The sequence below is a fragment of the Streptomyces monomycini genome, assembly GCF_022271435.1.
GTDB lineage: Bacteria > Actinomycetota > Actinomycetes > Streptomycetales > Streptomycetaceae > Streptomyces > Streptomyces monomycini.
Genome location: NZ_JAFIQY010000014.1, coordinates 63,767 through 77,634 on the forward strand (window position 1 = coordinate 63,767; position 13,868 = coordinate 77,634).

Consider the following 13,868-nt stretch of genomic DNA (forward strand, 5'->3'; position numbering starts at 1 on the left):
CCGACCGGGATGTGAGACGAAGGTCCCACTCCTGTGGACCGCCGGGGGCGCGCGCCCGGCCCGGTGGTGCGCCCGCGCGGCTCAGTCCGGTACGGAGTCCTCCGGGGCGCCACGGGCGATGGCGGCCAGCGTGCGCAGCGCGTACGCCAGGTCGTCGGGCGCCGGCGCGGCGAGGGCGACGCGGACGGCGTTGGGGGCGGGCGCGGCGCCGTGCGTGCCCTCCGCGCCGACGGCGAACGCGGCGGCCGGGGTGACGGCGATGCCGTGCCGGGCGGCGGCCGCGAGGAAGGTCTCCGCGCGCCATCCCTCGGGCAGCTCCCACCAGGCGAAGTAGGAGGCCGGGTCGGCCCGTACCCGGAAGCCGCCGAGATGCTCGCGCAGCAGCGCCTGCCGGGCGGCGGCGTCCTCGCGCTTGGCCTCGACGACCGTCGTCACCACACCGTCCAGCAGCCAGCGGACGGTGGCGTCCAGGGCGAAGCCGCCGGCCGTCCAGCCGCCGGAGCGCAGGGCGGCGGCGACCCGGTCGGCGGATGCGGGCGGCGCGAGGACCAGGCCGGTGGTCAGGCCGGGCGCCAGGCGCTTGGAGAGGCTGTCGACCAGGAGGGTGCGCTCGGGGGCCAGGGCGGCCAGCGGCGGAAGAGCGGCCTGCCGGCCGTCGTCCAGGAGGAAGGACCAGACGGCGTCCTCGACGGCCCACAGGTCCAGGGCGCGCAGCGTCTCGGCCAGCTCGGCGCGGCGCCCGGCGGGCATGGTCACGCCGAGTGGGTTGTGCAGCGTCGGCTGGAGGTAGACGGCGTGCAGCGGGGCGCCGCGGTGGGTCTCCCGTACGGCGTCCGGGTGCAGGCCGTACGCGTCGCCGGCGAGCGGTACGAGGGTGACGCCGAGGCGGGCGGCTACGGACTTGACCAGCGGATAGGTGAGCGCTTCAACGCCGAGACGGCCGCCGGGCGGCACCAGCGCGGCGAGCGCGCCCGCGATGGCCTGGCGGCCGTTGCCCGCGAACAGCAGGCCCGCGGGGTCGGGGCGGAACTCCCCACGGGCGAGGAGGGCGGCGAAGCTCTCGCGGGCGGCCGCGGAGCCGGTGGCAGGAGCGACGGCCAGGGCCGCGCTCAGTACGTCGGGGCGCAGCAGGGGTTCCAGCCCGCGGGCGAGGAGGGCGGCCTGCCCGGGGACCTCGGGGTAGTTGAGTTCCAGGTTGACGCGGGTGCGACGGGCGGGGTCGGCGGGTTCGGCGAGCGCGGTTCCGGGGGCGTGCTGGGCGGCGCGTACGTACGTGCCGCGGCCGACCTCGCCGACGGTCAGCCCGCGGCGGGCCAGTTCGCGGTAGACGCGGGCGGCGGTGGAGTTGGCGATGCCGTGGGCGCGGGCGAAGGCGCGCTGGGTGGCGAGCCGGTCGCCGGGGCGCAGCCGCCCGGCGGCGATGTCGGCCGCGACGGCGTCGGCGATGCGCTGGTAGTCCTCCACGGGCCCTCCCGGTCGTCACTTCAGATGTCCAGCATTGCACCGAGTGCAATGTTTTTATTGCACCGAGATGGTGGGCGTCCTAGCATCGAGCCGTCAACAGGCCGGCCGCCAAGATCCTACGAACAGGGGCGAGTTGTGCTGCGTACAGCCACCGTCAACGGCATCACCACCGCGTACGAGGACACCGGCGAAGCGGCCGGAGAAACGATTCTGCTCATTCATGGGCACCCCTTCGACCACACGATGTGGGCCCCGCAGACCACCGCGCTGGCCGCCGCCGGCCACCGCGTCCTCGTACCGGACCTGCGCGGCTACGGTGCCACCCAGGTCGTCCCGGGCACGACCCGCCTGGAGACCTTCGCCGCCGACCTCGCCGCTCTCCTGGACCACCTCGGGGTGACGGACCGGATCGTCCTCGGCGGCCTGTCCATGGGCGGCCAGATCGCCATGGAGTGCGCCTGCCGCTTCCCGGAACGGCTGCGCGCCCTCGTCCTCGCGGACACCTTCGCCCGCGCCGAGACCCCCGAAGGCCGTCAGGCCCGCAACGCCATGGCCGACCGGCTGCTGCGCGAAGGAATGCGCGGCTACACGGAAGAGGCCCTGGACAAGATGGTCTCGCCGCGCACCATCGCCACCCGGCCCGCCGTCGCGGATCACGTACGGCGCATGATGCTCGGCACGCCGCCCGAGGGCGCCGCCGCCGCTCTGCGGGGCCGCGCGGAACGCCCCGACTACGCCGATACGCTGGCCCGGCTCGCCGTACCGGCCCTCGTCCTGGTCGGCCGTGACGACACCTACACCCCGGTCGCCGACGCCGAGTTCCTGTGCGACCGCATCCCGGACGCACGCCTGGCCGTCGTCGAGGACGCCGCCCACCTGCCCAACCTCGAACAGCCGGACGCCTTCGACGCCGCGCTCACCGCCTTTCTCGCGGCGCTGCCGGAGCGTGTCGGGTAGGGTGCCCCCCATGCACGCGCAACCGACCATGAACATGAACTGGTGGTGGACCGCTCATCCGGCGGCCCACTGATCGCGCGTAACCACTGACATCGCGAAGGCCGCCCGAGGGGCGGCCTTCCGTGCTGTACGGGCCGTTCCTCCCTCCCGGAAGGAACCGCCGACATGCCTCGCTCCACCACCGAAGCCGGCATCACCGACGCAGGCACCACCGCAGCCGGCACCGCCGACGTCCTGCGCCGCCTGCTGTCCCCCGGCTGCCCGCCGTTCGCCCTGCTGCACCGCCGTACGCCCGGCCGTCCCGCCGCCGGCACCGCCGGCACTGTCGAAGTACTGGTCGGCGAGGTGACCGAGGTGTCGCGGCTGGACGGCATCCCGCTCGGCGACGGTGTGCCGGACGGCGGCGCCGCGGTCACCGACGCGCTCGCACTCGTCCCGTTCCGGCAGATCCGCGAGCGCGGGTTCGACGTCCGCGACGACGGCACACCCCTGGCGGTGCTGCGCCCGGAGGAGGCGTACGAGCTGCCGCTGGACGAGGTGCTGGCGGAGCTGCCCGCCCATGAGGTGGAGGTGCGCGGCGGCGCCTTCGACGTCTCCGACGACGCGTACGCCGGGATCGTCGAGCGCGTCCTGCGGGACGAGATCGGGACCGGCGAGGGCGCCAACTTCGTCATCCGGCGCACCTTCCAGGGCGAGATCCCCGGCTTCGGAACGGCCGACGCGCTCGCGCTGTTCCGGCGGCTGCTGGCCGGTGAGCGCGGCGCGTACTGGACGTACGTCGTGCACCGGCCGGGCGTGCGCACGCTGGTCGGCGCCAGCCCCGAGGTGCACGTACGGATGTCCGGCGGGACGGTCGTGATGAACCCGATCAGCGGCACCTACCGCTACCCGGCCGAGGGGCCGAGCCCCGAGCACCTGCTGGAGTTCCTGGGCGACCGCAAGGAGGTGGAGGAGCTGTCCATGGTCGTGGACGAGGAGTTGAAGATGATGTGCACCGTCGGTGACATGGGCGGTGTGGTGGTCGGGCCGCGTCTCAAGGAGATGGCGCACCTCGCGCACACGGAGTACGAGTTGCGCGGCCGCTCCTCGCTCGACGTGCGTCAGGTGCTGAAGGAGACGATGTTCGCCGCGACCGTCGTCGGCTCGCCGGTGCAGAACGCCTGCCGGGTGATCGAGCGCCACGAGGTGGGCGGACGCGGTTACTACGCGGGGGCGCTGGCCCTGATCGGGCGGGACGCGGGCGGCGCGCAGACGCTGGACTCGCCGATCCTGATCCGTACGGCGGACATCGGCGCGGACGGCGGGCTGCGGGTGGCGGTCGGCGCCACCCTCGTACGGGCCTCCGACCCGCGCGCCGAGGTCGCCGAGACCCACGCCAAGGCCGCCGGGGTGCTGACCGCGCTCGGCGTGCGCCCCGCGCCGGACCGTACGGAGGAGACCGCCGGGCGGCCGCGGCTGGCGGACGACCCGCGGGTGCGGGCCGCGCTCGACGCCCGCCGCGCGGACCTCGCGCCCTTCTGGCTGCGGATGCAGAGCACCGCGCCGACCGCCGCGCTGTCCGGTCACGCGCTGGTGATCGACGCGGAGGACACCTTCACCGCGATGCTGGCGCACCTGCTGCGCACCTCGGGGCTGACGGTGACCGTGCGCCGGTACGACGAGCCGGGGCTGCGGGAGGCCGTGGCGGCGCACGAGGGGCCGGTCGTGCTCGGCCCCGGCCCGGGCGACCCGTCGGACGCCGCCGACCCGAAGATGCGGTTGCTGCGCGCGCTGACCGCGCGGCTGGTCCGCGACCACCGGCACGGGCTGCTCGGTGTCTGCCTCGGGCACGAGCTGATCGCCGCGGAGCTGGGGCTGGAGACCGTGCGCAAGGAGGTGCCGTTCCAGGGCGCGCAGGAGCGCATCGACTTCTTCGGCCGCCCGGAGACCGTCGGCTTCTACAACACCTTCACGGCCCGCTGCGACGAGACGGCGGTGGCCGAACTGGCCATGCACCGGGTCGAGCTGAGCCGGGACGCGGACTCCGGCGAGGTGCACGCGCTGCGCGGTCCCGGGTTCGCCGGGGTGCAGTTCCACCCGGAGTCCGTGCTGACGCTGGACGGGGCGGCGATCACCGCGCAGCTGCTGGCCGCTGTCCTGGTGTGACGAGGAAATTCTCGTTGGTGCGGCCGGCCAGGTAGTCCTCGACGTTGCGTACGGTGGCGTCGAGGATCTGGCCGACCGCGTCCTCGGTGAAGTACGCCTGGTGCGAGGTGACGAGCACGTTCCCGAAGGTCATCAGGCGGGCGAGGGTGTCGTCGTGGACGACTTCGAGGGACTTGTCGAAGAAGAAGAGTCCGGCCTCCTCCTCGTAGACGTCCAGGCCGACCCCGCCGAGCCGGCCGGCCTTGAGGGTCTCCACCAGCGCCGCGGTGTCCACGAGACCGCCGCGGCTGGAGTTGACCAGGATCGCGTCGTCCTTCATGGCGGCCAGCGCGGCGGCGTCGACGAGGTGGCGGGTCGACTCCATGAGCGGTACGTGCAGGCTGATCAGGTCGGATTCGGCGAACAGCCGGTCCTGGCCGACGTAGGTCATGCCCAGCTCGGTGCAGCGGGGGTTCTCTGCGAGGTCCCAGCCCAGCAGCCGCATGCCGAAGCCGTGGGCGATCCGGGTGAACGCCTCGCCGATCTTGCCGGTGCCGAGCACACCGGCGGTGCGGCCGTGCAGGTCGCGGCCCATCAGCCCGTCGAGGCGGAAGTCGAAGTTCCGGGTGCGGTTGGCGGCCCGTACGATCCGGCGGTCGACGGCCAGGGCCAGGCCCCAGGCGAACTCCGCGACCGAGTACGGCGAGTAGGCGGAGACCCGGCCGACGGTCAGCCCGAGGTCGGCCGCGGCCTCCAGGTCGATGTTGTTGTAGCCGGTGGCGCGCTGGGCGATCATCTTCGTGCCGCCGGCCGCCAGCTCCTGGAGCACCTCGGCGTTCAGGTCGGCGTTGACGCTGACGCTGACGACCTCGTAGCCCGCGGCGATGGGGGCGGTGTCACGGTTGAGGAAGACGTCGAGGCAGCGGACCTGGTGGCGGCCGGCGAAGGCCTGCCCCAGCAGCGGCCGCTCGTCCGCCTGCACGCCGAACGCGATGATCTCCACGGTGTCTCCCGACGTTGCCGGTCATGCGGTCCGGTCGCCGCCGCCCGTTTCAGGGCATATGCGGCGACAGGGCCGAATATACGGCGCGGGACGCGGCCCGGCCGCCCGTCCGACGCGTTCGGCGCCATGCGGGCGCGGACGGGGCGTACGAGCGCGTACCGAGACATGCGGGCGGGCCCGCCGGTGCCCGGCCCGCCCGCACGCCGCCCGGGCTCAGCCGAAGAAGACCCCCGCCTCCGCGTACAGCTTCGGGTCGACGGTCTTGAGCTTCGTGGTCGCCTCCGCCAGCGGCACCCGGACGATGTCCGTACCGCGCAGGGCGACCATCTTCCCGTGGTCCCCGTCCCGCACCGCGTCGATCGCGTGCAGGCCGAAGCGGGTGGCCAGCCAGCGGTCGAAGGCGCTGGGCGTGCCGCCGCGCTGGGTGTGGCCGAGCACCGTCGTCCGGGCCTCCTTGCCGGTACGCTCCTCGATCTCCTTGGCCAGCCACTCGCCCACACCGGACAGCCGCACATGCCCGAACGAGTCCGTCGACCCGTCCTTGAGGACCATCTGGCCGTCCTTGGGCATGGCTCCCTCGGCGATCACCACGATCGGCGCGTACCGCACCTTGAAGCGGGACTCGATCCAGGCGCAGACCTGGTCGATGTCGAAGCGCTGCTCGGGGATGAGGATGACGTTGGCGCCGCCGGCCAGGCCGGAGTGCAGCGCGATCCAGCCCGCGTGCCGGCCCATGACCTCGACGACCAGGACGCGCATGTGCGACTCGGCGGTGGTGTGCAGCCGGTCGATGGCCTCGGTGGCGACGCCGACGGCGGTGTCGAAGCCGAAGGTGTAGTCGGTGGCGGACAGGTCGTTGTCGATCGTCTTGGGCACGCCGACGCAGGGCACGCCGTACTCGCCGGAGAGCCGGGCCGCGACGCCGAGGGTGTCCTCGCCGCCGATCGTGATCAGCGCCTCGACCTCCTCCTTGGCGAGGGTGTCCTTGATCCGGCGGATGCCGTCCTGCCGCTTGAGGGGGTTGGTCCGCGAGGAGCCGAGGACCGTGCCGCCGCGGGGCAGGATGCCGCGTACGGCGGGGATGTCGAGCGGTACCGTGTCGCCTTCCAGGGGCCCGCGCCAGCCGTCCCGGAAGCCGACGAAGTCGTAGCCGTACTCCTGGACGCCCTTGCGCACCACGCCTCGGATGACCGCGTTGAGACCGGGGCAGTCACCGCCGCCGGTCAGTACTCCGACCCGCATCGCTTCTTCACCTTCATCCCGTGAGGGGCCGCGCACCCGCCGGTGGCCGCGCGCGGCCGTGCTGTGCCGACGCCGGTCACGCTAATGGTGATGCACGTCACCCCGGGATGGGGCGGAAAGCGAATTCCCCGGAAATGCCGGGGACTTGACGCGATGCGTTCACTCGTACGAGCGCACGGCGCACCAGCGTCCGGTGCCCTCACGGAACTCCCGGGCGGCGCGGGCCTGGACGGCTAGATCTCGTCCAGGCCCCGTTCTATCGCATACCGGACCAGTTCGACGCGGTTGTGCAGCTGGAGCTTGCCCAGGGTGTTCTGCACGTGGTTCTGGACCGTGCGGTGCGAGATGACCAGCCGGTCGGCGATCTGCTTGTACGACAGGCCCTTGGCGACCAGGCGCAGCACCTCGGTCTCCCGCTCGGTCAGCTGCGGCGCGCCCGGCTCGTCCTCGGCGGCCGGGGCGGGCTCGGTCGCCAGCCGGCGGTACTCCCCCAGCACCAGCCCGGCCAGGCCCGGCGTGAACACCGGGTCACCGGCCGCCGTACGGCGCACCGCGTCCAACAGCTCCTCGGTGCTGGCCGACTTGAGCAAGTAGCCCGTCGCACCCGACTTGACGGCCTCCAGCACGTCGGCGTGCTCGCCGCTCGCGGAGAGCACCAGCACCCGCAGGGCGGGGTTGGCGCCGACCAGTTCCCGGCAGACCTCCACGCCGGGCAGGCCCGGCAGGTTCAGGTCCAGGACCAGGACGTCGGGCGCCGCGGCCTGCGCGCGGCGCACCGCCTGCGGCCCGTCCCCGGCCGTCGCCACCACCTCGTACCCGGCCCCGGCCAGGTCGCGGGCGACCGCGTCCCGCCACATCGGGTGGTCGTCGACCACCATCACCTTCACGTCCTGCGGCTCGCTCACGCCGTGTTCCTCCCCCGTTTCCGGCCCTCGGGCGCTCCGCCCTTGGGGACTTTCAGCTCCACTTCCGTGCCCTGGCCGGGGACCGAGATCCAGTCGGCGCTGCCGCCCAGCTCCCGCAGCCGGCCGCGGATCGACAGGGCCACCCCCAGCCGGCCCTCCCGCTCGGCGTCCGCGAGGCGCCCTTCGGGAATGCCGGGACCGTCGTCCCGCACCGTCACGACCACCTCGTCCGGCTCGTCCTCCACCAGGATCCACGCCTGCGCCTCGGCACCCGCGTGCACCCTGACATTGTCCAACGCGGCACTGACAGCGGCCGCCAGCTCCGCGGCGGCCGCCGCCGGGAGCACGACGGGCCCGCCCGGCTCGGAGAACGTGACGCGCGCGCCGGCGTGCGGCGCGAGCAGGGCCCGTACGTCGCAGGGCCCGGCGTCGGGACCGTCCTCGGCGCACGGCACCGGCGCGGCCAGGGCCTCCTGCGGGGTGCGGACCGTGTCCTGCCCGGCGGCGGAGACGGCCGTACCGGGCCGCGGGACCAGCCCGCTGGAGACGAGCGTGCGCAGCGCGACCTCCTGCTCCCCGGCCATCCGGCCCAGCTCGGCGGCCTCGCCGCCGATCGCGGCACCGCGCCGCTGCACCATCGCCAGGACTTGCAGGACGCTGTCGTGGATGTCCCGGGCCAGCCGCTCCCGCTCCCGGGTGGCGGCCTCGATCTGGAGGGCGCGGGCGAGGGTGCGCTCACTGGCCCGGGCCACCTCGACCACGTAGCCGATGGCGACGCTCGCCACCCACACCAGGACGACATTGTGGATCGTGTCGCGGGCGAGCTCCTGGCGCTCGACCAGATTGACGACGGCGACCAGCGCCGAGGCCACCGCGGCCCAGCGCCAGCCGCCCTTGATGGCGAAGCCGAGCACCGCGCCCGCCGTCCAGATGGAAGGCAGGGTCGCCGCGCCGTCCATGATCCGCTCGTGGCTGTCCGCCACCAGGGTGAGCAGGATGCCGCCGAGCGCGAAGGACAGGTCGCCGATGAGGAAGGCGCGGGTGCAGCGCTCCGCCGAGGTGGTACGGCGCCAGGTGAAGGCCATCCACACGGTCAGCGCCGTCATGTAGGCGGCGGCGACGAGGGGGTGCGCGTACTTCTGGTACGAGAACACGAACAGGACCAGGACGTAGGCCAGGGTCAGGACGCGGTAACCGGTCAGCGCCCGCCACAGCGGGAGCTCCACCGACATCCGGACCACCCGCTGCGGCCGCCCCTTGCCCTTGCCCGCCGCCGTGCCGGCCGCGGGCCGTGTCTCTGCCTCTGTCATGTCGCCCCCACCCTGTGCCGGGGCGTGCCTACGCCCCGCTGCCGGTCCTGTCCTGCCGGTCCGCGGCCGGCGCGGCCTGCCCCTTGCCGCCCTTGGCTGCTTTCTCGGCCTTCTCGGCCTTCTCGGCCTTCTCGGCCTTTTCCGCCTCGGCCTTCTTCTTGGCCGCGTCCGCGATCTGCCGCTTGGCGGCGGTCGCGTAGATGTCCACGTACTCCTGGCCCGACAGCTTCATGATCTCGTACATGACCTCGTCGGTCACCGAGCGCAGGATGAAGCGGTCGCCCTCCATGCCGTGGTACCGGCTGAAGTCCAGCGGCGTGCCGATCCGGATGCCGGGCCGGATCATCTTCGGCATGACCTTGCCGGGCGGCTGCACCTTCTCCGTGTCGATCATCGCGACGGGGATGACCGGGGCGCCGGTGGCCAGCGCCACCCGGGCCAGGCCGCCGGGCTTGCCGCGGTAGAGCCGGCCGTCCGGCGAGCGGGTGCCCTCCGGGTAGATGCCGAACAGCTCACCGCGCTCCAGCACCTCGATGCCGCTCTTGATCGCCGCCTCGCCCGCGCCGCGCGCGCCCGAGCGGTCCACCGGCAGCTGGCCCACACCCTTGAAGAAGGCGGCGGTCAGCTTGCCCTTGACGCCCGGCGAGGTGAAGTACTCGGCCTTGGCGATGAAGGTGACCTTGCGGTCGAGCACCGCGGGCAGGAAGAAGGAGTCCGAGAAGGACAGATGGTTGCTCGCCAGGATCGCGGGTCCCGTTGCGGGGATGTTCTCCAGGCCCTCCACCCAGGGGCGGAAAGCCAGCTTCAGCGATCCGCCGATGGAAAACTTCATTGCGCCGTAGATCAACCCACTGCCTCCTGTGTGTGACGCAAAGACCTTAACCTGCCCCGGCGTCCCCCTCTTCTCGGCGGCCCGCCCGCCGGCGGCTCCGCCCGGCCCGCCCGCCCCGCGGCTCCGTACCGCCGGAGCGCCCGTACGGAGCGCACGGCCACGGCGCGCGGGGCGCACGAGCGGGCTCCGCGGGGGCTTTCGGACCTATCCGCCCGGCGCCGCTCCGCGTAGGCTTCCAGTAACCCGCGCAACCCGTTGCCGCCCGGCCCCTCACCGATCGGAGTCCCCCGGTGCCGCTGCTCCCCGGAGCCGAGCCGTTCCGCCGCGACGGCGGCCGGACCGGCGTCCTCGTCTGCCACGGTTTCACCGGCTCCCCCCAGTCCGTACGCCCCTGGGCCGAGTATCTGGCCGACCGCGGCCTGACCGTCTCGCTCCCGCTGCTGCCCGGCCACGGCACCCGCTGGCAGGACATGCAGCTCACCACCTGGCAGGACTGGTACGCCGAGGTCGACCGCGAGCTGCGGTCGCTGTCCGAGCGGTGCGAGCAGGTCTTCGTCTGCGGCCTGTCGATGGGCGGCGCGCTGGCGCTGCGGCTGGCCGAGGTGCACGGCCCCGCCGTCAGCGGCCTGGTGCTGGTCAACCCGGGCAACAAGGTGCACGACGCGGCCGCCCCGCTGCTGCCCGTGCTGCGGCATCTGGTCCGTACGACCAAGGGTGTGGCGAACGACATCGCCAAGCCGGGGTCCGCCGAGACCGGCTACAGCCGGGTGCCGCTGCACGCCGCGCACTCGCTGCGCCGTCTCTTCCAGCTCGTCGACGCCGAACTGCCCCGGGTCACCCAGCCGTTGCTGGTGCTGACCAGCCCGCAGGACCACGTCGTGCCGCCCGCCGACTCCGAGCGCATCCTGAGCCGGGTGTCCTCCACGGACGTACGGCAGAGGCTGCTGGAGCGCAGCTACCACGTCGCCACGCTCGACCACGACGCCGAGCGGATCTTCGAGGACACCTACGACTTCATCGCCCGTCTGGCACCGAGCGTGCGCACGGGCGTGGAGAGTGAGGAGACGGCCACCGGTGGAGGAGCGTAGCCCCCGCGACCCCCGCGACCCGCTGGACGAGGAAGCCGCCTGGGCCGAGATCGTGGCCGGGTACGGCAAGGCGCCCGCCTTCCCGGACGAGGACGGACCGGTCTCCAGCACGGGCCCGAGGACGGCCGGCGAGCCGTCCGGCAGCGGTGGTACGGACACCGGACCGGCCCGCGCCGACCTGGGCAGGACGGGCGAGGACCGCGCCGACGGCGGGCGGCGCCCCGACGGCAAGCCGCCCGAGAAGAGCGACCCGGGACGTACGGACCGTACGGACCGCGCCGACCGTACCGACCCCGCGGACTGCACCGACCGGGACGACGGCGGCCTGACGGTCGAGGAGCGCCCGCGCAGCGAGCCCTCCCCCGGCGCCCCGGACGGGCCCGGCAAGAACGGCGTGGGCAGCTTCGTGGTCTTCGCGCCCGGCGTCGGACCGCGCGACTGGTCGGTGTCCGGGGCGTCCGGGGCGTCCGGCGACGACCTCGACGGAACGGACGAAGGGCACTTCGTGCCGCCCGAGCCGCCTCCGCTGCCCAAGGCCGACGTGACGGCCAAGTTCGCCTGGATCGCGGTGCTCGGCGGGCCGCTGCTGCTGGTGCTCATGGTGCTGTTGCAGCAGCCCGTCACCTGGTGGCTGACGCTGCTGGGCATCGGCGGTTTCCTGGGCGGCTTCGCGACGCTGGTGGCCCGGATGAAGCACGACGACGAGGACGACGAGGAGCTGCCGGGCGGCGGCGCGGTCGTATGACCGTACCGGCCGCAGCCCCGCGGCCGGACCGCCGTCCCCCGCACGCCCGGGGATTCACCCTCGCGCGCCAGGTGTCCTGACCGACGTTGACGCCGCGAGCGGGAAGGATCACGCCGAGTATCCGGCCGTGTTCCCGGGAGGACCCCCGTGCGTCATCCGCTCTCGTCGTCATGCCCCCGTCCACGTCGTCGCGTCCGGGTGGCGGCCGCCGCCGCGACGGCCGCCGCGGTGACGGGCCTGCTCGCCACCGTGCCCGCCGCGGCCAGCCCGCCGCAGCAGCGGCAGGCCCCCGGGCCGGGCGCGGTGGTCTCCCTCGGCGACTCCTACATCTCCGGCGAGGCCGGGCGCTGGGCCGGCAACACCAACGCCAACCCGGCCAACTTCCCCCGTGTCGACGCGCTCGGCCCGACCGCGTACTTCGACAACGCGAACCGCACCGCCGAACGCATCCCCAAGTGCCACCGCTCGCGCTCCGCCGAGATCCACCTCGGCCTGCCCGGCACCGCCAGCGAGAACCTGGCCTGCTCCGGCGCCCGTACCGACTCCTTCCGGTCCTCGAAGGGCGTCGCCAAGCCGGGCCTGGACTTCTCGGACGCGGCGGGCGTGCCGGGGCAGGCCAGGCAGCTGGAGGAGTACGCCCGCGACCACCCGGTACGGATGGTCGCCGTCTCGGTCGGCGGCAACGACTTCGGCTTCGGCGACGTGATCACGTCCTGCGTCCTGGCGTACCTGAACCCGCTGCCGAAGTCGTGCAGCCAGGACGCGGCCAACCGGGCCCGGTTCACCGACCAGGCGGTGGAGCGGCGGGCGGACGACATCGCGGGCGGGCTGCGCAACGTCAAGCAGGCGATGCTCCGGGCCGGCCACGACACCGACGAGTACGACGTGGTCGTGCAGAACTATCCGGCCCCCATCCCGCACGGCCGCGACTTCCGCTACCCGGCGGCGCTGGGCGCGCGCCAGACGTTGGGCGGCTGCGCGTTCAACGACCGGGACGCCGACTGGGCGGTGGACAGCGTGCTGCCGGCCGTCGGTCGGGCCGTGGAGCGCGGCATCGACAAGAGCGGGCTGGACAACGTCCGCTTCCTCGACCTCACGCACAGCTTCGACGGGCACCGGCTGTGCGAGCGCGGAGTCGGGCTGGTCGAGCCGGTGCGCGGCACGGTGAACCGGTGGACGGACCCGGGGGCGTCCGACAAGACCGAGTGGATCAGCTGGGTGCGGACGGTCACCGCGGTGCTGCCGCCGTTCCAGGTGCAGGAGGCGCTGCACCCGAACCACTGGGGTCAGCTGGCCCTGCGGAACTGCCTGCGGCAGGTCTACACCTCGGTGAACAGCGACAAGGCCCCCAAGAGCCGGCTCACCTGCACCGGCGGCGGCCCCGGCCGCAACGGGCGCGGCGAACCGAACATGAAGCTGTCCTGAGCACCGCCGGAACCACAGCTCGCCTTACGCGGCGGCCGGCACCCGCAGCGCGGCCAGCACCGGCAGATGGTCGGTGGCGGCGAGCAGGTCGCCGTGGGCGAGGCCCGGCAGGTCGCGCGGTACGCCGCAGCCCAGCACCTCGACGCCGTCGGTCGTGAAGACGGCGTCGATGCGCTGGTGCGGGTCGTGGGGCGTGGAGGTGTACTCGCCGCCCCACGGCGCCGCCGTCCAGGCGTCGGTGAGCGAGCCCGCCAGCCGCCGGAAGGCCCGCCCGTCGGGCCGGTCGTTCAGGTCACCGGCCGCGACGGCGTACGGGGTGTCCAGCGCGCGCAGCCGCTCCAGCAGCAGGCCCGCCTGGTCGTACCGCTCGTCGGCCTGAAGGCTGAGGTGGCAGCTGAGCAGGCCGATCCGGGCACCCCCGATCCGTACCACCGCGGTCGCGAAACCGCGCTGGTGCAGGCCGGGGGTGCGGGGCAGCAGGATGTCCTCGGTGCGCTCCACATGGGCGCGCAGCGAGGAGAGGATCATCGGGCCGGCGGTGGTGGCGCCGCCCGTCACGTGGACCAGGTCCGTCGCCCGGCACAGCTTCGCCACGCTCTTGCGCCAGCGGAAGAACCGCGGCGCCTCCTGCACGAACACGACGTCCGGGGCGCAGGCCCGGATCACCCGGGCCAGCGCCGCGCGGTCGTCGCGCAGGGAACGGACGTTGTAGCTGAGCACACGGAGCACGGCCGAGCCGCTCCGCCCCGCTCCGTCTCCGCTCGATGCGAAGC

At 73.7% G+C, this 13,868-nt stretch carries 13 protein-coding genes; 6 read left to right on the forward strand and 7 right to left on the reverse strand.

The features are described from left to right. Positions 1-81 precede the first annotated feature (81 nt). Positions 82-1,464 (reverse strand): aminotransferase-like domain-containing protein, encoded by a 1,383-nt coding sequence (locus JXZ78_RS18075; protein WP_030020880.1) that lies wholly within the window; start codon positions 1,462-1,464, stop codon positions 82-84. Positions 1,465-1,599: 135 nt separating this feature from the next. Here JXZ78_RS18075 and JXZ78_RS18080 point away from each other — a divergent pair, with 135 nt between their 5' ends. From JXZ78_RS18080 to JXZ78_RS18085, 3 genes are all read left to right on the forward strand, one after another. After that, positions 1,600-2,421, forward strand: coding sequence for an alpha/beta fold hydrolase (locus JXZ78_RS18080; RefSeq protein ID WP_238783197.1), 822 nt, complete (start codon positions 1,600-1,602; stop codon positions 2,419-2,421). A gap of 10 nt (positions 2,422-2,431) precedes the next feature. Further along, positions 2,432-2,494, forward strand: coding sequence for a trp operon leader peptide (locus JXZ78_RS41315; protein WP_505016627.1), 63 nt, complete (start codon positions 2,432-2,434; stop codon positions 2,492-2,494). A 92-nt stretch (positions 2,495-2,586) separates the two neighbouring features. Continuing rightward, positions 2,587-4,566 carry an anthranilate synthase family protein gene (locus JXZ78_RS18085; RefSeq protein WP_050502585.1) on the forward strand — a complete coding sequence of 660 codons (1,980 nt, stop codon included), beginning with the start codon at positions 2,587-2,589 and terminating at the stop codon, positions 4,564-4,566. On the opposite strand, the gene JXZ78_RS18090 is transcribed toward JXZ78_RS18085, so the two are convergent. From JXZ78_RS18090 to JXZ78_RS18110, 5 genes are all read right to left on the reverse strand, one after another. Next, complete coding sequence (locus JXZ78_RS18090; protein ID WP_030020877.1) at positions 4,532-5,548, reverse strand: 2-hydroxyacid dehydrogenase; 1,017 nt, start codon at positions 5,546-5,548, stop codon at positions 4,532-4,534. The two genes, JXZ78_RS18085 and JXZ78_RS18090, sit on opposite strands and share 35 nt — an antisense overlap. A gap of 213 nt (positions 5,549-5,761) precedes the next feature. After that, positions 5,762-6,790 (reverse strand): 6-phosphofructokinase, encoded by a 1,029-nt coding sequence (locus JXZ78_RS18095; protein ID WP_030020876.1) that lies wholly within the window; start codon positions 6,788-6,790, stop codon positions 5,762-5,764. A 233-nt stretch (positions 6,791-7,023) separates the two neighbouring features. Continuing rightward, complete coding sequence (locus JXZ78_RS18100; RefSeq protein ID WP_275127903.1) at positions 7,024-7,668, reverse strand: response regulator; 645 nt, start codon at positions 7,666-7,668, stop codon at positions 7,024-7,026. 23 nt (positions 7,669-7,691) lie between these two features. Then, on the reverse strand, positions 7,692-9,005 hold the full coding sequence (gene macS, locus JXZ78_RS18105; RefSeq protein WP_275127890.1) for a MacS family sensor histidine kinase: 1,314 nt from the start codon (positions 9,003-9,005) through the stop codon (positions 7,692-7,694). A 28-nt stretch (positions 9,006-9,033) separates the two neighbouring features. Then, a complete protein-coding gene (locus JXZ78_RS18110) occupies positions 9,034-9,837 on the reverse strand; it encodes a lysophospholipid acyltransferase family protein (RefSeq protein WP_033038166.1) in 804 nt (267 codons plus the stop codon). A 290-nt stretch (positions 9,838-10,127) separates the two neighbouring features. Here JXZ78_RS18110 and JXZ78_RS18115 point away from each other — a divergent pair, with 290 nt between their 5' ends. From JXZ78_RS18115 to JXZ78_RS18125, 3 genes are all read left to right on the forward strand, one after another. Next, on the forward strand, positions 10,128-10,925 hold the full coding sequence (locus JXZ78_RS18115) for an alpha/beta hydrolase (protein WP_030020873.1): 798 nt from the start codon (positions 10,128-10,130) through the stop codon (positions 10,923-10,925). Further along, a complete protein-coding gene (locus JXZ78_RS18120; protein ID WP_030020872.1) occupies positions 10,912-11,670 on the forward strand; it encodes a hypothetical protein in 759 nt (252 codons plus the stop codon). The genes JXZ78_RS18115 and JXZ78_RS18120 overlap by 14 nt, the downstream gene beginning before the upstream one ends. Positions 11,671-11,817: 147 nt before the next feature. Next, complete coding sequence (locus JXZ78_RS18125) at positions 11,818-13,095, forward strand: SGNH/GDSL hydrolase family protein (protein ID WP_063726104.1); 1,278 nt, start codon at positions 11,818-11,820, stop codon at positions 13,093-13,095. A 24-nt stretch (positions 13,096-13,119) separates the two neighbouring features. On the opposite strand, the gene JXZ78_RS18130 is transcribed toward JXZ78_RS18125, so the two are convergent. Then, a complete protein-coding gene (locus tag JXZ78_RS18130) occupies positions 13,120-13,824 on the reverse strand; it encodes an endonuclease/exonuclease/phosphatase family protein (protein ID WP_050502589.1) in 705 nt (234 codons plus the stop codon). Positions 13,825-13,868 lie beyond the last annotated feature (44 nt).